Source organism: Mycobacterium sp. SMC-19, assembly GCF_045310815.1.
Taxonomy (GTDB): domain Bacteria; phylum Actinomycetota; class Actinomycetes; order Mycobacteriales; family Mycobacteriaceae; genus Mycobacterium.
In genome coordinates, this window is sequence record NZ_JBJIAM010000003.1 from 480,560 (window position 1) to 502,731 (window position 22,172).

20 protein-coding genes and 1 pseudogene are annotated in these 22,172 nt (G+C 67.6%); 14 read left to right on the forward strand and 7 right to left on the reverse strand.

Features of this window, described 5'->3' with window-relative positions:
• Positions 1-31: 31 nt before the first annotated feature.
• On the reverse strand, positions 32-871 hold the full coding sequence (locus ACJH5R_RS09810; protein WP_406757688.1) for a dienelactone hydrolase family protein: 840 nt from the start codon (positions 869-871) through the stop codon (positions 32-34).
• Between the two features lie 39 nt (positions 872-910).
• Positions 911-2,743 (reverse strand): fatty acyl-AMP ligase, encoded by a 1,833-nt coding sequence (locus ACJH5R_RS09815; protein WP_406757687.1) that lies wholly within the window; start codon positions 2,741-2,743, stop codon positions 911-913.
• A gap of 285 nt (positions 2,744-3,028) precedes the next feature.
• Between ACJH5R_RS09815 and gjpA the strand changes: the two genes are divergently transcribed.
• The 7 genes from gjpA (at position 3,029) to ACJH5R_RS09850 (ending at position 9,485) form a co-directional block, all read left to right on the forward strand.
• A complete protein-coding gene (gjpA, locus tag ACJH5R_RS09820) occupies positions 3,029-4,141 on the forward strand; it encodes an outer membrane porin GjpA (RefSeq protein ID WP_406757686.1) in 1,113 nt (370 codons plus the stop codon).
• 111 nt (positions 4,142-4,252) lie between these two features.
• The gene (glmS, locus tag ACJH5R_RS09825; protein WP_406757685.1) at positions 4,253-6,121 is read left to right on the forward strand and encodes a glutamine--fructose-6-phosphate transaminase (isomerizing); all 1,869 of its coding nucleotides are present in this window, start codon (positions 4,253-4,255) and stop codon (positions 6,119-6,121) included.
• 12 nt (positions 6,122-6,133) lie between these two features.
• A complete protein-coding gene (locus ACJH5R_RS09830) occupies positions 6,134-6,691 on the forward strand; it encodes a hypothetical protein (protein WP_406757684.1) in 558 nt (185 codons plus the stop codon).
• A gap of 214 nt (positions 6,692-6,905) precedes the next feature.
• Positions 6,906-7,727 carry a DUF4436 domain-containing protein gene (locus ACJH5R_RS09835; protein WP_406757683.1) on the forward strand — a complete coding sequence of 274 codons (822 nt, stop codon included), beginning with the start codon at positions 6,906-6,908 and terminating at the stop codon, positions 7,725-7,727.
• 35 nt (positions 7,728-7,762) lie between these two features.
• A complete protein-coding gene (locus tag ACJH5R_RS09840; protein WP_406781853.1) occupies positions 7,763-8,389 on the forward strand; it encodes a glyoxalase in 627 nt (208 codons plus the stop codon).
• Positions 8,386-8,901, forward strand: a complete 516-nt coding sequence (gene rnhA, locus ACJH5R_RS09845; RefSeq protein WP_406757682.1) for a ribonuclease HI — start codon at positions 8,386-8,388, stop codon at positions 8,899-8,901. The genes ACJH5R_RS09840 and rnhA overlap by 4 nt, the downstream gene beginning before the upstream one ends.
• 35 nt (positions 8,902-8,936) lie before the next feature.
• Positions 8,937-9,485 carry a hypothetical protein gene (locus tag ACJH5R_RS09850; protein ID WP_406781817.1) on the forward strand — a complete coding sequence of 183 codons (549 nt, stop codon included), beginning with the start codon at positions 8,937-8,939 and terminating at the stop codon, positions 9,483-9,485.
• Positions 9,486-9,488: 3 nt separating this feature from the next.
• Here the strand turns inward: ACJH5R_RS09850 and ACJH5R_RS09855 are convergent, their stop codons facing one another.
• The 5 genes from ACJH5R_RS09855 to ACJH5R_RS09875 all read right to left on the reverse strand — a co-directional run bounded on the left by ACJH5R_RS09855 (position 9,489) and on the right by ACJH5R_RS09875 (position 15,106).
• Positions 9,489-10,226, reverse strand: coding sequence for an SDR family NAD(P)-dependent oxidoreductase (locus ACJH5R_RS09855; RefSeq protein ID WP_406757680.1), 738 nt, complete (start codon positions 10,224-10,226; stop codon positions 9,489-9,491).
• A 1-nt stretch (position 10,227) separates the two neighbouring features.
• Positions 10,228-12,153: a flavin-containing monooxygenase gene (locus ACJH5R_RS09860; RefSeq protein ID WP_406757679.1), complete on the reverse strand. Its 1,926-nt coding sequence runs from the start codon at positions 12,151-12,153 to the stop codon at positions 10,228-10,230.
• 100 nt (positions 12,154-12,253) lie between these two features.
• Positions 12,254-13,129 carry a sensor domain-containing protein gene (locus ACJH5R_RS09865; protein ID WP_406781818.1) on the reverse strand — a complete coding sequence of 292 codons (876 nt, stop codon included), beginning with the start codon at positions 13,127-13,129 and terminating at the stop codon, positions 12,254-12,256.
• Positions 13,130-13,169: 40 nt separating this feature from the next.
• On the reverse strand, positions 13,170-14,084 hold the full coding sequence (locus ACJH5R_RS09870) for a sensor domain-containing protein (RefSeq protein WP_406781819.1): 915 nt from the start codon (positions 14,082-14,084) through the stop codon (positions 13,170-13,172).
• A 155-nt stretch (positions 14,085-14,239) separates the two neighbouring features.
• Positions 14,240-15,106: a sensor domain-containing protein gene (locus tag ACJH5R_RS09875; protein WP_406781820.1), complete on the reverse strand. Its 867-nt coding sequence runs from the start codon at positions 15,104-15,106 to the stop codon at positions 14,240-14,242.
• Positions 15,107-15,220: 114 nt separating this feature from the next.
• Between ACJH5R_RS09875 and ACJH5R_RS09880 the strand changes: the two genes are divergently transcribed.
• From ACJH5R_RS09880 to tsaB, 7 genes and pseudogenes are all read left to right on the forward strand, one after another.
• Positions 15,221-15,868, forward strand: a complete 648-nt coding sequence (locus ACJH5R_RS09880) for a rhomboid-like protein (protein ID WP_406781821.1) — start codon at positions 15,221-15,223, stop codon at positions 15,866-15,868.
• A 32-nt stretch (positions 15,869-15,900) separates the two neighbouring features.
• Complete coding sequence (locus ACJH5R_RS09885) at positions 15,901-17,322, forward strand: NAD(P)H-hydrate dehydratase (RefSeq protein WP_406757676.1); 1,422 nt, start codon at positions 15,901-15,903, stop codon at positions 17,320-17,322.
• Positions 17,323-17,334: 12 nt separating this feature from the next.
• A complete protein-coding gene (locus ACJH5R_RS09890) occupies positions 17,335-18,723 on the forward strand; it encodes a glutamate decarboxylase (RefSeq protein ID WP_406757675.1) in 1,389 nt (462 codons plus the stop codon).
• A gap of 122 nt (positions 18,724-18,845) precedes the next feature.
• Positions 18,846-20,000 carry an alanine racemase gene (gene alr / locus ACJH5R_RS09895; protein ID WP_406757674.1) on the forward strand — a complete coding sequence of 385 codons (1,155 nt, stop codon included), beginning with the start codon at positions 18,846-18,848 and terminating at the stop codon, positions 19,998-20,000.
• Positions 19,990-21,096 (forward strand): alpha/beta fold hydrolase, encoded by a 1,107-nt coding sequence (locus tag ACJH5R_RS09900; protein WP_406781822.1) that lies wholly within the window; start codon positions 19,990-19,992, stop codon positions 21,094-21,096. The genes alr and ACJH5R_RS09900 overlap by 11 nt, the downstream gene beginning before the upstream one ends.
• Entirely contained in the window at positions 21,089-21,550 is a 462-nt protein-coding gene (gene tsaE, locus ACJH5R_RS09905; protein WP_406781823.1) for a tRNA (adenosine(37)-N6)-threonylcarbamoyltransferase complex ATPase subunit type 1 TsaE, read from the forward strand. The genes ACJH5R_RS09900 and tsaE overlap by 8 nt, the downstream gene beginning before the upstream one ends.
• A pseudogene (gene tsaB / locus ACJH5R_RS09910) lies at positions 21,535-22,161 on the forward strand (tRNA (adenosine(37)-N6)-threonylcarbamoyltransferase complex dimerization subunit type 1 TsaB); the annotation flags it as partial. The gene tsaE and the pseudogene tsaB, both read left to right, overlap by 16 nt.
• Between the last annotated feature and the right edge of the window lie 11 nt (positions 22,162-22,172).

The following is a 22,172-nucleotide window of genomic DNA, read 5'->3' on the forward strand; positions in this document are numbered from 1 at the left end:
CGGCCCGGGGGCCGCGACCGCTTGCCGCGCGCTACTTGAACAGTGCGGCGATCTTCTCTTCCGGGCTCACCGGCTCCGGCAGAGTGTCGAATGCCTCGGTCTTAGGCAGGGACACCTGCGGGTTGGCGAATTCTCGGAATGTCTTGTCGCCCACCAGTTGTGCCAGCAGGTATCCGGACAGCAGGGCCCGTACCCGCCGCTGGGTGCGCCGATCCGAGGTCGGCAAGCCGAAGAACCCGGTCAGTCGGCGGCCCTGCGGCAACCCGGCCGGCGATGCTTTGCCGATCACCCGCAGGGTGGAATGCTGCCAGGCATGCGCGAGCTCGATCGCGTTGGAACGCAGTGCTTTCGGGTCGTCGGGACTGCTGAACACGATGCCCGGCGAATCCAGCGTCAACGCCGCCTGCTCGGCGGGCGGCGTGGTCACGGTTGGGAAGATCGCTGCCACCGCTTTGGGTTTCATCGACAAGCTGGCTGCGGCGAACACCGCGGCCGAACCGCCGAAGCCGTGACCGGCCACCGCGAGTCGGTCGCGGTCGACACTGATCCGGCCCGGCCCCAATCGGACCTCAGTGGCGATCTCCAGGGCGCGGCCCAGATCAGCTGCCAGATCCAGTACCGACGGCGCCAACCCTCGTCCGGTGTCGGGGGCCGCGGCCACGATGCCCCAGGAGGCCAGGTGTTCCAGCAATCCGGCGTAGCGATCGGCGCCGGTCAGCCAATCGTGGCCGAAGGCCACCGCGGGAAGTCGATACCCGGACTCTGGGGTGTACACCGCCCCGGCCAGGCCCGCATAGGCCAGGTTTCCGCGCAGGACGCGATGCGGTCCGGGACGGGTCAACGCGGCGTAAAGGCGCTTGATGCTGGCCATCTGATGACCGTAACGCACGCCGGTTCGTACGTTGAGCTCTCAGCCCTGCCGTGCCTTCCAGTACTGCAGCGCCACCGCCCGCTGCGCCGCAGCGGCGGTCTGGGCCGCCGCCAGGGGCTGCGCGGGGGCGCTGCTGGATCCCTGCGCGGCTCGCCATTGCGCCAGTGCGGTGAACCCTCCGTCGAGGAACTTCTGCCGGGCGGCCTGCCGTTGGATCTTGCCGCTGGAGGTGGTCGGGATCGAGCCCGGCTCCACCAGGGCGACGGTGTGGGCCCCGATGCCATGGTGGCGGGTGATCGCCGCTTTGATCGCGTCCAGCACGCGGGCGAGGGCGGCGGGGTCACCGGTGGCGCCGACCTCTTGTATCACCACGAGTTGTTCGCCGGCACCCGGTTTCGGCGTCACCGAAAAGGCCGCACCGCGCCCGGACAACAGCGCTGAATGACTGCCCTGCACCGTCTTTTCGATGTCGTTGGGGTAGTAGTTGTTGCCGCGGAGAATGATCAGGTCCTTGCAGCGCCCGGCGATGAACACCTCGCCGGCTCGCAGGAAGCCCAGATCGCCGGTGCGCAGGAAGGGCCCTTCGCCGGTGTCGGCCAGGTAGGCGCCGAACGTCTGCTCGGTGTCCTCCGGTTTGCCTCGGTAGCCGTGGGCGACGCACGGGCCGGAGACCCAGATCTCGCCAACCTGCTCGGCGTCGCGGCGCCGGCGAGTCTCCGGGTCGGCGATCACGATCTGCTGATCGCCTCGCGGGAGGCCGCACCCGACCAACTCCACGACGCCGGGATCGCCGTCGTCGGCGTCGGTGATCTCGACTACCCGATCTTCGCCGAGCGCGGTGCGGTCGATGCAGCGGATCACCGGTGCGGTGGCGTCCGATCCGCCCGAGACCAGCAGGGTGGCTTCGGCCAATCCGTACACCGGTAGGAACGCCTCCGGCCGGAAACCGGCGGGCGCGAAAGCCTCGGCGAAGGCGCGCAGGGTGTCGGCCTGTACCGGTTCGGCGCCGTTCATCGCGGTCGACCACTGCGACAGATCCAGCGCCGCGCGCTCCTCGGCGGTGCTGCGCTCGACGCAGAGCTGGTAGGCGAAATTCGGTGCGGTGGCGATGGTGGCGCGATACCGGGACATGGCCTCCAGCCAGCGCATCGGGCGGGTGATGAAGCCGGCCGGCGACATCAGCACGGTGTTGCCGCCGACGTAGATGCTCTGCAGGATGCCGCCGATCAAGCCCATGTCGTGGTGCTGGGGCAGCCAGCAGACTGCGACTTTCTGGTCGTCGCCGCCCCACGCCTCATGGATCGCGATCAGGTTGGCCAGTAGATTGCCGTGCGTCAGGACGACGCCCTTGGGCGCCCTGGTGGAGCCCGAGGTGTACTGCAACATCGCTGTGCTGTCGGCGTCGATATCCGGCAGCGTCCAGCTGTCCGGGTCCGCGCCGGGGTCGCCCGGGGCCAGCCAGCGCAGCGGCCGTTTGGTCATACCGTCGACCTTCGCCCTGAGTTTGTCCTGTGTCGCGGAGTCCGCCAGGGCGAAACCGGCTCGCGCATCGGGGGCGATCAGCGTCAGCCGCCCGAGCCGATCCTGCACCGGCACCGCAACCGCGCCGGCGTACAGGCAGCCGAAGTAGGCCGCGACGCTGTCCAGGCCCGGCCGGCAGATGACAAGCACGCGGCGTCCCGCCGCTCCCTGTTGTTGCAGTGCGGCCGCGATCGCCCGCGCGCTGCGGTCGAGTTCGGCGTAGGTCAGCCGACCCTGTTCCTCCAGGCCGTCCGGGGCGAACACGAACGCGACCTTGTCTCGATAGCGGTCGGCCTGCTGACGTAGCAATTCCACCAGGGTGCGCGCGGTGGCTGGGTTGTCCTCTGGCATGTCGTCACCTAGACCGTCGTTTGCTGGCCGACCCCGCCTCGGGTCTTCGTGCGGATCCCCAACATAACCGCTGGGGACCGGAGCTGAGCCGGGTTGGCCGCAACGTGCTGGGAGCAGCCCAAGAAAGTATCGGGGTCGAAAAGGCCACGTCGGTGCCGAAACGCCCGGCGGCGATGCCGGAAATCTGGGAACTGAGCCTTGCATCACAGCTATTTATTAAATATGATCTTCCTCACACTCAGTTATTTCCGCTGGCAAGACACTGGATCTTGAGGAGTTGCTCAAATGAATCCGACACTGCGCCCCTTCGTCACCGCCGGAATCGCGCTGGTAGGTGCGGGCATGATCACTGTCACGCCGGTGGCCACGCCGTTGCTCGAAGCTCACACGGTTCATGACGTCGCGTTGACCGCCGATATCGATTTCACGGGGGCTTGGGCCGACGCCTTCAATACCGCCGAAGTCAACTTCGAGCACCTGCAGACCGCGATGCAGGACGCCAACAGCGCGCTGAGCGAAGCGCTCAGCAACGCCGATCTGAGCAACCTGGACCTCGAGCAGCTGGGTGCCGCCCTGACGTTCCTTGGTGGTGACCAGAAGGGCTTCCTCAACCCGCTGGCCGAATTTACGACCAGCCTCCCGTCGGGCGACGGTGGGATTGGGAGTCCGGACTTCTTCCTGGGCAATTTCTTGCTCTACGGCCTGCTCAGCAACCAAGGGGAAGCCTTGGCTCCCGGGCTCATTCCGGCAATTCCCGACCCGATCCCGGAGATCGTCCAAGTCTTGGCCTCGCCGTTGTCCGGCTTGCTGATCGGCGCCCTGGGGCCGTCCCTGTCGCCGTTGGTGGCGCTCATCAACAGCATCGAAGCCATCAGCGCCAATCTCGGCGGCGACAACCCGGACACCACGGCGGCGTTGCAGGAGCTGATCAACATTCCGGCCAATATGTTCAACGGCCTACTCAACGGCGCCACGTTGAACCTGGACGCGTTGATCCCGATAGTCGCCGACGCCGGCCTGCTGCCCGAGGGCGTCGCCGTTTCCGGCCTGAGCTTCGCCTTCGGCGGCCTGCTATCGCCGGGAGAAGTCGGCGGCAATATCGATGCGTTGTCCGCGGAAGAGCTCCCTCCGCCCATCTACGGCGGCGGCTCGATCCTCAACGCGCTCGGAATCACCATTTCGGTCACCGACCCACTCACCCTCGACCTGACCTTCGGTCCGGGGCAGGGGGTCGGGTTGACCGGCGCGTTGGCCGGCTTGGAGCAGGTGATCGCATTGCTGCTCACTGGCGACCTGGACTTCGATGGGCCACCTCCCGAGGTTGAGCCGGATCCTGGCGCGGCTACGGACTTCGACTTCGGCGCCCTGTTGGCGGACCTGTTCGGTGGCGCGCAGTAGCGAGTAGCGCAAGCCTCGGACTGAAACGGCAGTTGCACGGCTGGCAGCCCGGACGCCACTGACCTGCACGGTTGACGGGACCGGGCTGCCGGTGCACTACCCTGAACAGCTATGTGTGGAATCGTCGGCTACGTCGGGCAACGCCCTGCCCGCGACGTTGTCGTCGAGGCCCTGCGTCGCATGGAATACCGGGGCTACGACTCCGCGGGCATCGCCGTCGTCGACGGAATCGGGCAGCTGACCGTTCGGCGCCGCGCGGGTCGGCTGGCCAACTTAGAAGCCGAACTGGCCGCGACCGATCCCGCGTTGCTGGCCGGGGGCACCGGGCTGGGTCACACCCGCTGGGCAACCCATGGCCGCCCCACCGACCACAACGCCCACCCGCACTGCGACGCGGCCGGCAAGTTCGCCGTGGTGCACAACGGCATCATCGAGAACTTCGCGGTACTGCGCGACGAGTTGGAACGCGCCGGGGTGGAGTTCACCAGCGAGACCGACAGCGAAGTGACCGTCCACTTGCTGGCCCGCCAATACCGGGACGGTGACACCGCCGGGGACTTCGTCGCCTCGGCGCTGGCGGTGCTCCGTCGGCTGGAGGGCCACTTCACCGTGGTGTTCGCCCACGCAGACGAGCCGGGCACGATCGTGGCGGCGCGTCGGTCCACCCCACTGGTGGTCGGTATCGGTGACGGCGAGATGTTCCTGGGCTCGGATGTGGCGGCGTTCATCCCCTTCACCCGCGAAGCCGTCGAGCTGGGTCAGGACCAGGCGGTGGTCATCACCGCCGACGGCTACCGCATCACCGATTTCGCGGGCAACGACGATGCCGCCAACGCCCGGCGTTTTCACATCGACTGGGACCTGTCTGCCGCCGAAAAGGGTGGCTACGAATACTTCATGCTCAAGGAGATCGCCGAACAGCCCACCGCGGTGGCCGAAACTCTGCTGGGGCACTTCGAGGACGGCCGGATCGTGCTCGACGAGCAGCGCCTGAGTGACCAGGAGCTGCGCGAGATCGACAAGGTGTTCGTCGTGGCCTGCGGCACCGCGTACCACTCCGGTCTATTGGCCAAGTACGCGATCGAGCACTGGACGCGGCTGCCGGTGGAAGTCGAACTGGCCAGTGAGTTCCGTTACCGCGACCCGGTTCTGGACCGCAGCACCCTGGTGGTGGCGATCAGCCAGTCGGGCGAAACCGCCGACACCCTGGAGGCTGTCCGGCACGCCAAGGAGCAGAAGGCCAAGGTGCTCGCGGTCTGCAACACCAACGGCTCGCAGATCCCGCGGGAGTGCGATGCGGTGCTCTATACCCGGGCCGGACCGGAGATCGGTGTCGCGTCCACGAAGACGTTCCTTGCCCAGATCACCGCGAACTATCTGGTCGGTCTGGCGCTGGCGCAGGCCCGGGGCACCAAATACCCCGACGAGGTCGAGCACGAGTACCGGCAACTGGAGGCGATGCCCGAACTGGTGTCGCATGTGCTGGAAGGCATCGACTCGGTCGCCGAGTTGGCGCGGCAGTTCGCGTCGTCGAGTGCGGTGCTCTTTCTTGGTCGCCATGTCGGCTACCCGGTGGCACTGGAAGGCGCGCTCAAGCTCAAGGAACTGGCCTACATGCACGCCGAAGGCTTTGCCGCCGGTGAACTCAAGCATGGCCCGATCGCACTGATCGAGGACGACCTTCCGGTGATCGTTGTGATGCCTTCGCCCAAGAATGCGGCGATGTTGCACTCCAAGCTGCTCTCCAACATTCGCGAGATCCAGGCCCGCGGTGCCGTCACCATCGTTATTGCCGAGGAGGGCGACGAGACGGTGCGTCCCTACGCCGACCATCTGATTGAAATACCTGCGGTGTCAACGCTGTACCAGCCGCTGCTGTCGACCATCCCGCTACAGGTGTTTGCCGCCGGCGTGGCGCAGGCTCGCGGCTACGACGTGGACAAGCCGCGCAACCTGGCCAAGTCAGTCACCGTCGAGTAGCGGGAGCATTCAGTGCGACAATTGTTGGCGGTGGTGTGCGCCGCGATGGCGGTGCTGGCGCAGGCGCCGAATGCTGGTGCGGCGAACGAGGTTCCCGACCTGGGCCCGCTCTTCGACGACAGCGGACCGCTGCCCGGCTCGGTCGCTGACCTCACCGGAATCCCGGATCTGGCGTTTACCACCCCGTCGGGTCTGGCCTGCCGGAAGAGTCGCGGGAAAGTGACGCACAGTGTGGCCTGTGCCGGGAATCTCGTTGGCGCCCCGGCGGGAACTCGCAGCGTCAGTCTTGGGACCGTCTATGCCGACGGCAACGGCCCGGCGCAGTTCATGCCGATGGCCCCCGCCGGGCTCCTCGGCGATCCCGCAAAGGTTCCGTCGATCATGTTGGCGCCCGGCCACAAGATCGTGTTCTGGGATTTCTCGCCCACCGAATCGCTGGTCTGCGGTGCACCGATGGGTACCGAGGTGGCCTGTGTGCTCAAGGCTGCGCGCGAGAACGGTGGCAAGAGCGGCGGCCCGGCGGTGACGCACGGATTCGTCATCTCCGCGCCGAACAGCGAAGTCTTCTAACGCGGCGCAGATTCGCGGCGGTGCCGGAATCTGGTTGCAGCAGCTCGATTGTGTGTCGCCCGTCCGTCGAAAACTCGGCGGCAATCGCGGCGACGATGAGACGATGCAGCCGTTGTTGTCGACTGCGAAGCTGACCGAGTGAGGGAGAACAGACTTGTCCAACGTTGAGCCTGCTGTTCACGTCAACCGGCCCAGACTGCTTCTGATCCTCGGCATGACGATCTTCTTCGTCGCGTCCTACCTCGTCACCGTCGCGCTGTATGAGCGCGCGGGTTGTGGATGCCCGCGCCACCTCACCGAAGGCGTGGCGTCGGCCGACGGCACGACCGTGACCATCGATATCGAGGACCTCCAGACGGTCAAGGGCACACTGACCGGCAAGGTCACCATCACGCCGGGGGCCGAACTGCTCGACCCTGTCCGGCATGGGCTCACGGAAGAACTGAGCATCGCGGTGCACTCCGCGGTCACGCCGACGAAGCGCACCTGGACGAAGGGCATGGTGCCCGGTGAGTTCCCGGTGCCCTTGACCATCTCCGGTAACTCGGCGAAGTGGCCGTTCGATCACTATCAGACCGGGCCGATCACCGTCGATGTCGTGCGCGGGGATGCCACGGTTCCGGAACGGATGTCGGTGACGTTCGTCGACCACATCGCCGGTTGGAAGAACGAGATCGTCAGCGACCGCGAAGATGGTGGCCCATACCGCATCACGCTGCACCGGTCGCCGAGCACCATGGCGTTCGGTGCCGTGATCGTAGGCGTCTTGATCGCCCTGGCCGCGGTGGCCGTTGTCGTGGCGAACCTGACCTTCCTCGGCTGGCGCAAGTTCCAGCCGCCGATGACGACCTGGTATGCGGCAATGCTTTTCGCGGTGGTCCCGCTGCGAAACGCGCTGCCGGACGCTCCGCCGATCGGATCCTGGATTGACGTCACGATCACGCTCTGGGTGATCGTCGCGCTGGTGATGTCGATGCTGCTGTTTATCTACTGCTGGTGGCGCGACCTGAAACCCGAGCCCGTCACACCGGACTGACAAGATGCGCGGCAAGGCGCAGTACTGTGAGCGGCATGTCCGTCACCATCGACGAACTCCATCTTGCCGATCCGCCTGACACGTGGCGGTCGGCGGGGTTCAGTGTGGATCCCGACGACGTCTGCCGGGTGGGTGAGGTCCGGCTGCGGCTGACCGGGGGCGGCACCGGCATCCTCGGGTGGGCACTGCGGGGCTTGCCCTCCGGCGGCCCGCTCGACGGTATCCCCACCTCCCGCTCTGTCGCGGCGGCCACCGAACCGGCCGCGCATCCGAACGGCGTGATCTCGATCGATCACGTTGTGCTGTTGTCCCTCAACCTGCCTCGCACCGTCGAGGCACTGGCTGCAGTCGGGCTGCAGTCGCGCCGGGTCCGCGACGCCGAACTCGGCGGTCGGCCGATGCGGCAGATCTTCTTCCGGCTGGGTGCGGTGATCCTCGAAGTCGTCGGGTCGCCCCACACGGGGGCGGACGGTCCGTCAACGCTGTGGGGTATCACCTACGTCGTCGCCGATATCGAGGCGACGGCGTCGTTCTTCGGCGAGCGCACGTCGCCGGTGAAGGACGCCGTGCAGCCCGGTCGCCGGATCACCACGCTGCGGCATCGCGATCTGGGTATGTCGGTCCGCACCGCGATGATCTCGCCGCCTATCCTCAGCCGATGACCGAATCCACCGATGACGTGGTCGTCATCCATACCGACGGTGGGTGCCGCCCCAACCCGGGCCCCGGTGGTTGGGGCGCGGTGCTGCGCATGCGCCACCACGTCCGCGAGATGTGCGGTGGCGAGCCCGGCGAGACGAGCAACAACCGGATGGAGCTGACCGCTCCGATCGCGGCGCTGGAAGCCCTCACCCGGCCCGTGGTGGTACATCTGCACACCGACAGCACCTACGTCCGCAATGGCATCACCAAGTGGGTGTCAGGCTGGGAACGCAACGGCTGGCTGACCGCCGCCAAGCAACCGGTGAAGAACGTCGATCTGTGGCAACGGCTTCAGGCCGCCTGCGCGCGTCACCAGGTCGAGTGGTTCTGGGTGAAAGGCCATTCGGGGGTCGCCGACAACGAGCTGGCCGATGAGTTGGCAACGCGGGGCTTACAGGAAGCGATCGCCGCTTCGGCCATGCGCGCGGTTGGCCCGGCCGGCGACATTGACCAGCGAGCCCGCCGCTCGTAGTTTTGAAGATCTGACGGCGAACAGGGAGGCTTCGGGTGGTGCGGCGAGCACTGGCAGTGGCGGTCAGCTCGGCTGCCCTGCTGATGACGGTGCCGAACGCCGTGGCGGCCCCGGGTTTCCCCGACGTGGACTCCCTGATCGATGACAGCGGGCCGCTGCCCGGTTCGGTCAGCGATCTGCAGCAGGCTCCGAACGTCGTCTTCGCCACCGAATCCGGGCTGGTCTGCAGGATGCGGCAGGGCAGGATCACCCATGAGGTCAACTGCGCGGGCGACATTCCGGGGGCGCCGCGCGACGCCGGCTCGGTACAGCTGCCCGGGATCTACGGGAAGGAAAGCATCCCGGCGCGTTTCTTGCCTGCTCCGCCGGACGCGCTGCTCGCCGGAAGCCCGCCGGCCGCAAAGCTTCCGGTGGGCCACAAGATCGTGTTCTGGGACTTCTCACCCGCCCAGTCCATGGTCTGCGGGGTTCCGCCGTCCACCGACTTGGTCTGTGTGCTCAAGGAGCCACAGGTGCCCGGTGCGGTGAGTCCGGTGGCCGCCCACGGCTTCGTCATTGCCGCACCGCAGAGCTGGGTCTTCTAAACCTCACGGATGCCGGGCGGTGACTCCACCGTCGACGACGATCTGGGTCCCGGTGATGAACGACGCCCGGGGCGACATCAGGAACGCCACCGCCTGGGCGACCTCGCCCGGTTGACCGATCCGCCCCAGCGGCGCGGCGGCCACAAAGCCGGCCGCGACTTCTTCGACGTCGAGCGCGATCTGCAGCATCGGTGTCTCGATGAAGCCAGGACAGACCGCGTTGATACGGATTCCGGCCGGACCCAGTTGGGCGGCCATCGACCTGGTCAGCCCCAGCAGTCCGGCCTTGGAGGCGCAGTAGGCCGGGATGAACGGGTTGGCGGTCAGCCCCTCGATGCTTGAGATGCCGACCACCGCTGGGTCGCCGCCTGCTCGGGCGACGGACTCCAGGTGCGGCAGCATCAACTGCACCAGCATCGCCTGGGCGCGCAGGTTGACGCTCATCACGGCGTCCCAGGATTCGCCGGTGTAGGCGCCCACCGGTTCGGGCAGCACCCGGCCCGCGGCATGCACCAGCCCGTCGATTCCGTCCAGCGCCTCAGCCGCTGCCGCGACCGCGGCGGGCATCCCGGCGTCGTCGCAGACGTCGACCACCGTGCCGGGCATTCCCAAACTCTCGGCCACGTCCAGAACCGTTGGGGCTATGTCCCACAACGCAACCCGGCGGCCGTCGGCAACCAGGGCCTGGGCGCAGGCCCGGCCGATTCCCGATGCTGCCCCGGTGACGACAACTCCGCTCAATTCAGCGCTCCTTTGCGATGACGAACTGCGACCAATCCGGTTCACGCACCGCCGACCAGTACTCGTCGAGCCGCCACGGGCTCACGGTATGGATCTCGCCGTCGGCGTTCTTGAAATAGGAATGCTTGACCGCCGGATGCGCCCACACCGTCTTGGTGATCGCGGCCTGGGTGGCCTGGTGCCACTCGGTGGCCGCCCGCACGGTCGGCTCGATCGAGTGCAGCTGTTCATCGGCGAGCTTGGCCAGGCAGGCGTCGATGTAGCGCATCTCCAACTCGGAGTTGAAGATCAGGCTGCCGCCGTGTGCCAGATGCGCGCCGGGGCCGTAGAGCACAAAGAAGTTCGGGAAGCCGGGCACAGTGATGCCCAGATACGCGTACGGCTTGCTGCCCCACAGCGCGTGTAGATCGGTGCCGTCGCGGCCGGTGATGCGCATCGGCCACAACACATCGGTGTGCCGAAAACCGGTGGCGTACACGATCACATCCACCTCGTGGTGGACGCCGTCGTCGGTCTCCACGCCCTGCGGGGTGATTCGCCGAATGGCGGTGCGGTCCAGTTCGACGTTGTCGCGCCGCAGGGTTTTGAGCCAGGTGCCGTTGTCCTGCAGGGTGCGCTTGCCGGTCGCCGGATAGTCCGGCAGCACCTTGGCCAGCAGCTCGTCGTCGTCGCCCACCTGATCGGTGATCCAGCCGGTGAACATCTGCCGGGCCAGGGCGTTGATCTCGCTCACCGCGTAGTCCTGGTCGGGATAGTCCGGATCTACTCGGGCGGCCTCCAGGCCCTTGTCGGCACCGGGCCACAGCAGCAGGAAGCGGTACCAGCGGCCGTAGAACGGCAGGTGCTCCAACGCCCAGCGCACCCCGCCGTCGACGGCGTCGTGATACATCGGGTTGGGGAACATCCACTGTGCGGTGCGCTGAAACACCGTCAGGTGAGCCACTTTCTCCGCAATCGCCGGTGCGATCTGAAATCCACTGGCACCCGCCCCGATCAACGCGACCCGCTTACCGGTCAGGTCGACACTGTGATCCCACGCCGCAGAGTGAAACGACGGCCCGGCGAAACTGTCCGCGCCGTCGAGGTCGGGCAGATTCGGCCGATTGAGCTGACCGACAGCGGTGATCACCGCGCGTGCCGACAGCGTGGACCCTGCGCCGTCGGCGGTGCGGGTGGTCAGCGTCCAGGTTCCGTTGCCCTCGTTCCAGACGGCATCGGTGACCTCGGTACCCCACCGAATATGTTCAGTCAGGCCGTGTTTGGTGACCAGATCGCTGAAGTATGCCCGCAGCTCGGGTTGTTCGGCGAAATAGTGACCCCAGTCGTTGTTGGGTTCGAAGCTGTAGCAGTAGAAGTGGTTCGCGACATCCACCCGAGCGCCCGGGTAGTCGTTCTCCCACCACGTTCCGCCCGGGCCCTCGTTCTTCTCGATGATCGTGAAGGGAATACCGGCCTGGGCCAGCCGAATTCCGGCCAACACGCCCGATTCGCCACAGCCGATCACCACCACCGACAGCTCCGCCGCGCGTTCCACCGGCGCTGGACTGCGCGGGTCGACCCCGTCGAGGTCGAGTTCTTCGGAGAGCAGCCCCAGGTAGGCATCCGGCACGGTCTCGCAGGCCGCCCAGTCCATCATCTCCTTGACCAGCTCGGCAGGCAGGGGAGCGGGCTGCGGGCAGCCGCGATCGCGATAGTCGACGATCACCGGCAGCGCTTCGGCGCGGGCCCGGGCCTTGTCCTCTTCGGACATGAACCCCTGGATCTCGTTGAGGAAGATCCCGTTCTGCCTGAAGTCCCGGATGAAGCGGGGGTCGCCGGTGATGTGCACGCACGACAGCAACAACGTGGGGATGGAGACCTGCTCCAAGGCCGCCGCGATCTCAGCATCGGCGGTGGTGAACGGTTCCCCGGCGTAGCGGTTGCGCAACGGCTCGGCCCTCTCCCTCTATTCGCTACTGTGCGACGCGAAATTGAATCGGACGATACGCGAGGCGCAGGGGCTGATCAAGGGATTGGGTGGCTCCGGCTTACCCGGCCGCGTCGATCTTCGAGGCGATCGAATCGAGCAGCGTATGTACTGGCGCTACCGAATCGCTATACCCGCACACGTTGACGCGGACAACAACGTTGTTGCGCACGGTCAGCCTGGATTGACACGTCCAGCCGTTGCCTCGGGCGTTCGACGTGATGGCAGCGAGCACTCCGTCGGAGTCGCTGACCTTGTTGACGTACCAGAGCACATCGGGTGCTTCGGTCGCACTGGCGGCGCGGCTGTTGACAATACGGAGGTTGCATCTCCGCCACGCAGAGCTCTGACTGGTGTAAAACGCCCGGGCCGCATCGGCCTGCGGGTAGGTGGCTACGCTGAGCGAAACATGCCTCCACAGCTTGGTGGGATCGAGATCGGCCGGACTGTTCCATTGTTGCCAGCGGAAAGCAGTCCACCCGGAGCCTGCGTAGTCCCGCGAAGCAACGCCGGTGACACCTTGGCAATCGGCATCCACCGGATCCTCGGTGGCAATACCGTCGCCGTGAGCGACGAGGCCGATGTCGGGTGCGCGCACCGCAGTAGACACCACGCCACTGTCCGGCAATAGGCTGTCGAGGGCCGAGGCGGATAGCGGCGCCCGGTGGCTCGATGTCGCGGGTGCTGATGTCGTGGTAAGCGATTGGGAAATCTCGTGTCGGTCACGGCCTACGACGGTCACGCTGAGTGCCACGATGATCGCCGTCAGCGCGCAGACCAGCCCCACCAGCAGCCATATCAGCCGTCGGCCGCCATTCGGTGGTGGATTCGGTGGCCAGAACGGCGGTGCCTGACTGTCTGGTGAGACGGGGCCGTTGATCGGCGCGAATCGCATCGGATCATAGGGGTTGGGAGTCCGACCCTGCGGTTCACTCATTGGTGCACTCCACTTCCCGTAGGGCCTGTCGGAAGTCAGCTCAGCCTGCCGCGTCGACCTTCGGGGTGATCGAGCCGAGGATGTCCTGCGCCGCATTGGCCGGGATGCTGTTACCGCAGACATCGGCCTGCGCGACAACGTTGTTGCGGATGGTCAGGGCGTCCTGGCATGACCAGCCGCCGCCGCCCTCACTGATGGCAGTTGTCTTGACGAGCTCGTCGGACTCGGTGACCTCGGTGACGGTCCAGAAAACGCGTGGCTCATTGTCGCCGCTGGTCACGGTCATGTTCAGGGTGCGGCCGGCGCACCGCTTCCACTTGTCGCTCTGCTTCGCATAGAAGGCCTGCGCGTTCTCCGCCCGCGGAAAAGTCGCCACCGACACCAACAGACCGTGCTTCAGGTCGTGGGTGTCGATGTCGGGCGGGCTGTACCAGCGCTGCCAGCGGATCGCGGTCCAACCGGTACCGGCGTAGACGGGACCCGAGGCGACCGAACTGATGCCCTGGCAGTCCGCGTCCACCACGGTGACCTCATCCATCGCCTCACCACTCATCACGACACCGAGTTCGGGATCGGCCACTGCCGCGGCGAGAGCCCCCTGGCGAGGCAGCAACTCCTCAATCTTGGAGACCGGCACCGGTGACTTGTCAGAGGATGCCGATGCCGTCGCCGAGGTCTCCGTCTTTGCGGCGGGCCTGGCCGTGTCGTGCCGGCTACGCCCGGACAGTGTCACGGTGAGCACGATGCCGATCACCGCGACCACGGCGACCGTGGCCAACAGCGCCCACATCTTGCGGCGGTTGGGCCCCGGTGACCCCGGTGGGGGTCCCCCGAGCCCAGGCGGCAGCGGCGGCACCGGGTATTGCCCGCCCGGGAATGGCTGGATGGGCCGGTTCATCGGCGCAAATTGGGGCTGGGTGTACTGATTGGGTGTCGGACCGTGCGGTTCGCTCATTGATGCCCCCACATCCCATCGGGGCCGGTCGCAGGCGGACAGCCCTCACTCGCGTGTGACGTTATCAGCGGTTGGGCTATCACGGTCTGCACTGACAATGCGAAGCTGCACGCCGTCGCAGGGGTGAGAATCGACGCGAACCGCTTGTGCCCGAGTCAGGCCGCCGCGTCGATCTTCGCGGTGATCGCATCGAGGAGCGCCTGTGCGGCTGCTGTCGAATCTCTCAACGCGCACGCGTTGGTTTGGACAACAACGTTGCTGCGTGCGGTCAGTGTGCTTTGGCACGACCAGCCGCCGCCTCCCTCGGAGATCGTGGTCGCCTTGAGCGTCCCATCGGTGTCGGTGACGCCTCCGACCGTCCAGAATCCGTCGGCCGAGTCCGTGACCGCGGGCATGCGGGTATTGATGATGTGGCCGGAGCACTTCTGCCACGCTGCGCCCTGCTTGGTGTAGAAGGCGCGGGCAGCGTCAGCCTGGGGGTACGTGGTTACCGACATCAGGGCTTGGCGCACCAGCTTTGGCGCATCGGGCTCGGCGGGACTGTTCCACCGTTGCCACCTGGTAGCGGTCCAACCCGTACCGGCATAAACCGGCCCCGAAACAGAGGTAAGTCCTTGGCAGTCGGCGTCCACCATGACGTCGGTGCTGATACTCGTACCCTCATTGGCGAGGCCGATGTCGGGGTCGCTCACTGCTGAGGCGACGGACTCCTTGGCCGGCAGTAGTTCGTTGAGAGCGGCGACGGCCACCAGCTTTCCGCCGCCGGACTCCGAATCCGTGGTGGCCTGCGTGTTCTCGTGCCGGTCACGTCCGATGACGTTCACGGCAAGTACCACGGCGGTTACGGTCAGCACGATGACCAGCCCCAGCAGAGCCCAAATCAATCGGCGGTTGCGTTGCGGCGGCGGACTGGGTGGCCACGGCGGCGGGAACTGTCCACCCAGCGGCGGCATGGGCCGGCTGGTGGGCGCAAATTGCGTTGGGTCGTACGGATTGGGAGTTGGACCGTGCGGTTCGCTCATCGGGGCACCCCCGTCCCGTCGGGGCCGGTCACAGGCGGACGGGCCTCACTGGCATGAGACGTTATCAGCGGTCGGTCTGTCCGTGTCTGCATCAACCATGCGACGCTGTACGCCGTGGCGGACGTCAGAACGCGCCTGGCCGCGGTGTGGCACTTCGTGCACACCGCGCCGCTGACCTACCTGTGGCTGGCGGTGCTGGGAGTCACCACCGTCATCCAGCACCTGGTCGGCCGGCGGCTGCACACCATGCTCGTCGAGCAATCCACCAACCTGCACCATCTGGCCACCGACCCGCTGGAGGTGCTGGTCTCCAGCCTGCTGTGGATCGACGGTAAGGACTGGTCACCGTATCTGGTGCTTTTCACCCTGTTCCTGGCGCCGGCCGAACACTGGCTGGGCCACCTGCGTTGGCTGATGGTCGGATTGATCTCCCACGTCGGTGCCACCTATGTCAGCGAGGGTGCGCTGTATGCGCTGATCCACCTGCACCGGGAATCGGAGCGCCTGACCTACGCCCGCGACATCGGCGTCAGCTACTTCCTGGTCGGGGTGATGGCGGTGCTCACCTACCGGATCCGTCGGCCCTGGCGCTGGGTTTACCCGGCCGGCCTGGTCGTCATCTTCACGGTGCCGCTGCTCATCAATCCCGACTTCACCGCGATCGGCCACGCCGCCGCGCTGGTGATCGGGTTGTGCTGCTACCCGCTGACCCATCCCCACCATCCGCTGCGACATCACCCGAGTACCGCCGGCGGCCACTAGCCTGACAATCGCGAGCAGGGCGAGGAGGGCAAGTGCGGCATTACTACAGCGTCGAGGTCATTCGCGCCGCCGAAGCACCGCTGTTGGCGAGCCTGCCCGACGGGGTGCTGATGCGCCGGGCGGCGTTCGGGCTGGCGACCGCGATCGCTGGGGAACTGGCCGCGCGCACCGGCGGGATAGCCGGACGCAACCTGTGCGCGGTGGTGGGTTCCGGCGACAACGGCGGCGATGCGCTGTGGGCGGCCACCCTGCTGCGCCGACGCGGCGTGGCGGCCAGCGCCATCCTGCTCGACCCCGAGCGGGCCCACGCCAAAGGTCTCGCGGCGTTCAGACGTGCCGGTGGCCGGATCGTCGACACCGTGCCGCCCGCAACGGATCTGGTGATCGACGGTGTGGTCGGCATCTCCGGGCGCGGCCCGCTGCGGCCGCACGCCGCCGAGATCTTCGCCGACGTCGATGCGCGAGGCATCTCGGTGGTGGCCGTCGATATCCCCAGCGGCTTGGACCCGCACACCGGCGCGGCGGACGGGCCCGCGGTGCACGCCGCTCTCACGGTCACCTTCGGTGGCCTCAAGCCGGTGCACGCGCTGGGGCAGTGCGGGCGGGTCGAGCTCGTCGAGATCGGTCTGGACCTGCCGGACACCGACATTCGGTCATTGACCGCCGCCGACGTCGAGTCCTGCTGGCCGGCGCCCGGTCCCCGCGACGACAAATATACCCAGGGCGTCACCGGAATCCTGGCCGGCTCGGCGACCTACCCGGGCGCGGCGATCCTGTGCGCCGGGGCGGCGGTGGCCGCCACCTCCGGGATGGTGCGCTACGCCGGAAGCGCTGACGCCCAAGTGGTTTCGCACTGGCCGGAAGTGGTCGCCGCACCCAGTCCGGCCGCCGCCGGGAAGGTGCAGGCCTGGGCGGTCGGTCCCGGTCTGGGCACCGGGGAACAGGCCGCCGCCGCACTGTGGTTCGCGCTTGGCGCCGATCTGCCGGTGATCGTCGACGCCGATGCGCTCACCATCCTGGCCGCCCACCCAGCCCTGGTGGCCGAGCGCAACGCCCCAACGGTGCTGACACCGCATGCCGGCGAATACGCCCGGTTGGCCGGGCACCCACCCGGACCCGACCGGGTCGGTGCGGCCCGCGAGCTGGCCGACCGCTTCGGGGCCACCGTGCTGCTCAAGGGCAACGTCACCGTCATCGCCGACCCCGCCGGCCCGGTCTATCTCAACCCGTCCGGCGGGTCATGGGCGGCCACCGCGGGCTCCGGCGACGTGCTGTCCGGGATGATCGGCGCGCTGTTGGCATCGGGCCTGCCCACCGCCCAGGCCGCTGCCGCCGCCGCATTCGTGCACACCCGCGCCGCCGCAGCCTCGGCCGCCGACCCCGGCCCCGGCGACACCCCGACGTCGGCCTCGCGCATCCTGACCCACATCCGCACCGCCCTGGCCCAGCTATAGAGGAGAGTCGCAGTGACCCATTCCCACCCGTCCGTGCCGGCGCATGCCATCGCTCCGGCCTACACCGGCCGGATGTTTACCTCGCCGGTCCCGGCGCTGCGGTTGCCCGACGACCCGATGGACCCGCAGACCGCCTACCGCTTCATCCACGACGAGCTGATGCTCGACGGCAGCTCTCGGCTGAATCTGGCCACCTTCGTCACCACCTGGATGGACCCCGAAGCGTCGGCGCTGATGGCGGAGTCGTTCGACAAGAACATGATCGACAAGGACGAATACCCGGCCACCGCGGCCATTGAGCAGCGCTGCGTGTCCATGGTCGCCGACCTGTTCCACGCCGAGAACCTGCGCGACGACGACCCCGCCAGCGCGATCGGGGTGTCCACCGTCGGGTCCAGCGAGGCGGTGATGCTGGGCGGGCTGGCGATGAAGTGGCGCTGGCGCCAGCAGGTCGGTGACGACTGGAAGGGTCGCACTCCGAACCTGGTGATGGGCTCCAACGTCCAGGTGGTGTGGGAGAAGTTCTGCCGCTACTTCGACGTCGAACCCCGCTACCTGCCGATGGGCCAGGACCGCTACGTGATCACCCCCGAACAGGTGATCGACGCCGTCGACGAGAACACCATCGGCGTGGTGGGCATCCTGGGCACCACCTACACCGGGGAACTCGAACCCGTCGAGCAGATCTGTGCGGCACTGGACACCCTCGCCGCCGGCAGCGGGCCGGACGTGCCGGTGCACGTGGACGCCGCCAGCGGCGGATTCGTGGTGCCCTTCCTGCACCCGGGCCTCAAGTGGGATTTCCGGTTGCCGCGGGTCGTCTCGATCAACGTCAGCGGCCACAAGTACGGCCTGACCTATCCGGGCATCGGCTTCGTGGTGTGGCGCAGCGCCGACTACCTGCCCGAGGAGCTGGTGTTCCGGGTCAACTACCTGGGCGGCGACATGCCGACATTCACGCTGAACTTCTCCCGGCCGGGCAACCAGGTCGTCGGCCAGTACTACAACTTCCTGCGGCTGGGCCGCGCCGGCTACACCGAGGTGATGCGGACCCTGTCCGACACCGCCCGCTGGCTGAGCCACCAGTTGGCCGCTTCTGAGCACTTCGAGGTGATCAGCGACGGTTCGGCGATCCCGGTGGTGAGCTGCCGGCTGGCCGGCGAGCGCGGCTACACCGAGTTCGACGTGTCCCACGAGTTGCGCACCTACGGCTGGCAGGTGCCGGCCTACACCATGCCGGAGGGCGCCGAGGACGTCGCGGTGCTGCGCGTTGTGGTCCGCGAGGGGCTGTCGGCGGATCTCGCCCGCGCGCTTTTCGACGACATCATGAAATCGGTGACCGCGCTGGACCGGGTCAAGCCCGCGGGCCATTACGACGATCAGCAGCACTTTTCGCACTGATCAGGCGAGCGCTGCGGCCGAGTGTGTGTTCTCGGTCGCAAAACGGCTTTGAGGCCGATCAAACCGCACACTCGGCGATCCGACGGGCCGGTTTGGGAGGTTCTGGGACAATCGAACCTGACATGACTGCCGTATCCCGAACGTCCGGCCTGCTGGCGCAGGCGCTGGTGGACCTGGACGCCATTGCCCACAACGTGCGGGTGCTGGACGAACACGCCGGCGCCGCCGGGGTGATGGCTGTGGTCAAGGCCGATGGTTACGGCCACGGCGCCGTCCCGGTGGCCCGCGCCGCGCTGGGTGCCGGTGCGGTCGAACTCGGGGTGGCCACCGTCGACGAGGCGCTGACGTTGCGAGCGGCCGACATCACCGCACCGGTGCTGGCATGGCTGCACGGGCCGCACGCCGACTTCGCTCCCGCCCTGGCCGCCGACGTACAGATCGCGGTCTCTTCAGTGGCGCAGCTGAACGAGTTGCTCGATGCGGTGGAGCGCACCGGGCGCACCGCGACCGTCACGGTCAAGGCCGACACCGGCATGAACCGCAACGGGGTGGGCGGCGCCGACTTCCCGGCACTGGTGACCGCGCTGCAGCGGGCCGTCGCCGACGACGCGATCCGGGTGCGTGGCCTGATGTCGCATCTGGCCTGCGCCGACGAGACTGACAACCCGGTCAACGATGTTCAGGCGCAACGCTTTTCCGACCTGCTGACTGTGGCGCGCGCGCAGGGCCTGGAGTTCCCGGTCGCGCACCTGGCCAACTCGGCAGGGGCGATGACCCGCCCCGACCTGGCCTACGACATGGTTCGGCCGGGAATAGCCATGTACGGCCTGAGCCCCATCCCCGAGCGCGGCGACATGGGCCTGATTCCGGCGATGACGCTGAAATCGCTTGTGGTGTTGGTTCGTCCGATCAAAGCCGGCGAGGCCGTCTCTTACGGGCACACCTGGGTCGCCCCGGTCGACACCACCGTGGCACTGGTGCCGATGGGCTACGCCGACGGGGTGTTCCGACCGCTGAGCGGACGGTTCGACGTGTTGATCAACGGCCGACGTCGGCGCAGCGTCGGGCGCGTCTGCATGGACCAGTTTGTCGTCGATCTGGGTCCCGGCCCCGTCGACGTCACCGAGGGTGACGAGGTCATCGTGTTCGGGTCCGGAGCGGACGGCGAACCGCTGGCCCAGGACTGGGCCGACGTGTTGGGCACCATCCACTATGAGGTGGTCAACAGCCCGCGCGGGCGGGTCGCCAGGACTTATCGGGGCGCCGATGGCGGGTAATCGGCGCGGGTCGCGGCGGGCCGGCGGCTGGCTGGCGGGGGTGGCCGGTCTGGCGGCCGTCGGCACCATCGCCGGAAGCACCATCGCCCGGTCGGTGACGCGACGCACCACCGCCGAAGACGCTTACGCCGATGAGGATTTCGAGATTCTCGACCACGACCACAGCTCGGTGGTGGTCACCGACGACGGCGTGGAACTGGCGGTGCGCGACGTGGGTCCGCGCAATGCACCGCTGACCGTGGTGTTCGCGCACGGATTCTGTCTGCGGATGGGCTCGTTCCATTTTCAGCGGGCGCGGCTGGCAGCGGAGTGGGGCGATCAGGTGCGCATGGTCTTCTACGACCAGCGCGGGCACGGGGATTCCAGCGTTGCCCCACCGGGCACCTACACCGTGCCGCGGCTCGGCCAGGATCTGGAGGCGGTGCTGCGGGCGGCCGTGCCGCGCGGACCGATCGTCCTGGTAGGCCATTCGATGGGCGGCATGACGGTGTTGGCGCACGCACGGCAGTTTCCCCAGCGCTACGGCAACCGGATTGTCGGTGCGGCGTTGATATCGTCGGCCGCCAAAGGGGTTTCGCGGTCTCCGCTGGGGCAGATCCTGCGCAACCCGGCGCTGGAAGCCGTGCAGTTCAGTGTGCGGTACGCGCCGAAACTGGTGCACCGGGGCCGCGGCGCGGCGCGCGGGGTGATCGCACCGATTCTGCGGGCCGCCTCCTACGGCACCGACCAGATCAGCCCGAGTGTGGTGGCCTACTCCGAGGAGATGATGCACTCCACCCCGGTCGCCACCATGGTGGGCTTCCTGCACGCCCTGGAAGTCCACGACGAGAGTGCCGCGCTGCCGACGCTGGCCAAGATCCCTACCCTGGTCGCCTGTGGCGACCAGGACCTGCTCACCCCACCGGGGTACTCGCGGGCGATGGCGGCCACGTTGTGGGATTGTGAGCTGGTGATCGTGCCCGGGGCCGGGCATCTGGTGCAGTTGGAGGAACCCGATGTCATCGACGAGGCGCTGGTGCGACTGGTGGAGCGCGCCACTCCGCGCCGTGGCATGCTGACGCACCGGTTGCGCCGAAAGGCCGGGCGCAGTGGCTGATCCGCAGGAGGCGACCCTGTCCACCGCCGAGGACACCGTCGCGCTGGGAGCCCGGCTGGGCGAACAGCTACGAGCCGGCGACGTGGTGGTGCTGTCCGGTCCGCTGGGTGCCGGAAAAACCGTGTTGGCCAAGGGGATCGCCGCGGCACTGGATGTCGATGGTCCGGTCACCTCGCCGACGTACGTGCTGGCCCGCGAACATCGGGCCCGCCGGCCGGACAGCCCGGCGATGATTCACGTCGACCTTTACCGGCTGCTCGATGAGTCGGGCCTGGACCTGCTGGCCGAGCTGGACTCTTTGGACCTTGACACCGAACTCGACGACGCCGTCGTCGTGGTGGAGTGGGGTGAAGGCCTGGCCGAGCGGCTCTCCGACCGGCACCTGGACATTCGGCTGGACCGCGCGGCGGACTGCGAGACACGCACCGCGACCTGGCGGTGGCACGCGCCGTGACCGGAGCGATTCTGACCATCGACACCGCCACCCCCGCCGTCACCGCCGGCGTGGTGGCCGCCGACCGCCGCACCGTGCTGGCCGAGCGGGTCACCCCCGACGCCCGCGCGCACGCCGAACGGCTGACCCCCAATGTGCTGGGCGCACTGGCCGATGCAGGCCTGACCATGGCCGATCTGGCCGCGGTCGTAGTGGGTTGCGGACCGGGACCGTTCACCGGCCTGCGGGTCGGGATGGCCAGCGCCGCGGCCTATGGCCACGCCCTGGGCATCCCGGTGTACGGCGTGTGCAGCCTGGACGCGATCGGCGTGCGCACTTCCGGACCGACCCTGGTGGTCACCGATGCCCGACGTCGAGAGGTCTACTGGGCGCGCTATCGCGACGGGGCCCGGGTGGCGGGCCCGGCAGTGTGTGCCCCGGCCGCCGTCGACCCGGCCGACGCCGTTGCGGTGGCCGGCTCGCCTGCGCACACCGAGCTGTTCGGCCTGCCGATCCTTGACGTCACATATCCGACTCCTGCGGGACTGGTTGCCGCAGTGCGGGATTGGAATGAGGCGCCGGAATCGCTGGTACCGCTGTACCTGCGTCGCCCCGACGCCAAGCCCCCAGCGACCGTCGCTGC

Coding starts and splice junctions, on each gene's coding strand:
- ACJH5R_RS09900 (WP_406781822.1), top strand. CDS start 19,990: ATGGCGGGTAATCGGCGCGGGTCGCGGCGGGCCGGCGGCTGGCTGGCG.
- alr (WP_406757674.1), top strand. CDS start 18,846: ATGACTGCCGTATCCCGAACGTCCGGCCTGCTGGCGCAGGCGCTGGTG.
- rnhA (WP_406757682.1), top strand. CDS start 8,386: ATGACCGAATCCACCGATGACGTGGTCGTCATCCATACCGACGGTGGG.
- ACJH5R_RS09840 (WP_406781853.1), top strand. CDS start 7,763: ATGTCCGTCACCATCGACGAACTCCATCTTGCCGATCCGCCTGACACG.
- ACJH5R_RS09815 (WP_406757687.1), bottom strand. CDS start 2,743: ATGCCAGAGGACAACCCAGCCACCGCGCGCACCCTGGTGGAATTGCTA.
- glmS (WP_406757685.1), top strand. CDS start 4,253: ATGTGTGGAATCGTCGGCTACGTCGGGCAACGCCCTGCCCGCGACGTT.
- ACJH5R_RS09870 (WP_406781819.1), bottom strand. CDS start 14,084: ATGAGCGAACCGCACGGTCCGACACCCAATCAGTACACCCAGCCCCAA.
- ACJH5R_RS09835 (WP_406757683.1), top strand. CDS start 6,906: ATGACGATCTTCTTCGTCGCGTCCTACCTCGTCACCGTCGCGCTGTAT.
- ACJH5R_RS09810 (WP_406757688.1), bottom strand. CDS start 871: ATGGCCAGCATCAAGCGCCTTTACGCCGCGTTGACCCGTCCCGGACCG.
- ACJH5R_RS09875 (WP_406781820.1), bottom strand. CDS start 15,106: ATGAGCGAACCGCACGGTCCAACTCCCAATCCGTACGACCCAACGCAA.
- ACJH5R_RS09865 (WP_406781818.1), bottom strand. CDS start 13,129: ATGAGTGAACCGCAGGGTCGGACTCCCAACCCCTATGATCCGATGCGA.
- gjpA (WP_406757686.1), top strand. CDS start 3,029: ATGAATCCGACACTGCGCCCCTTCGTCACCGCCGGAATCGCGCTGGTA.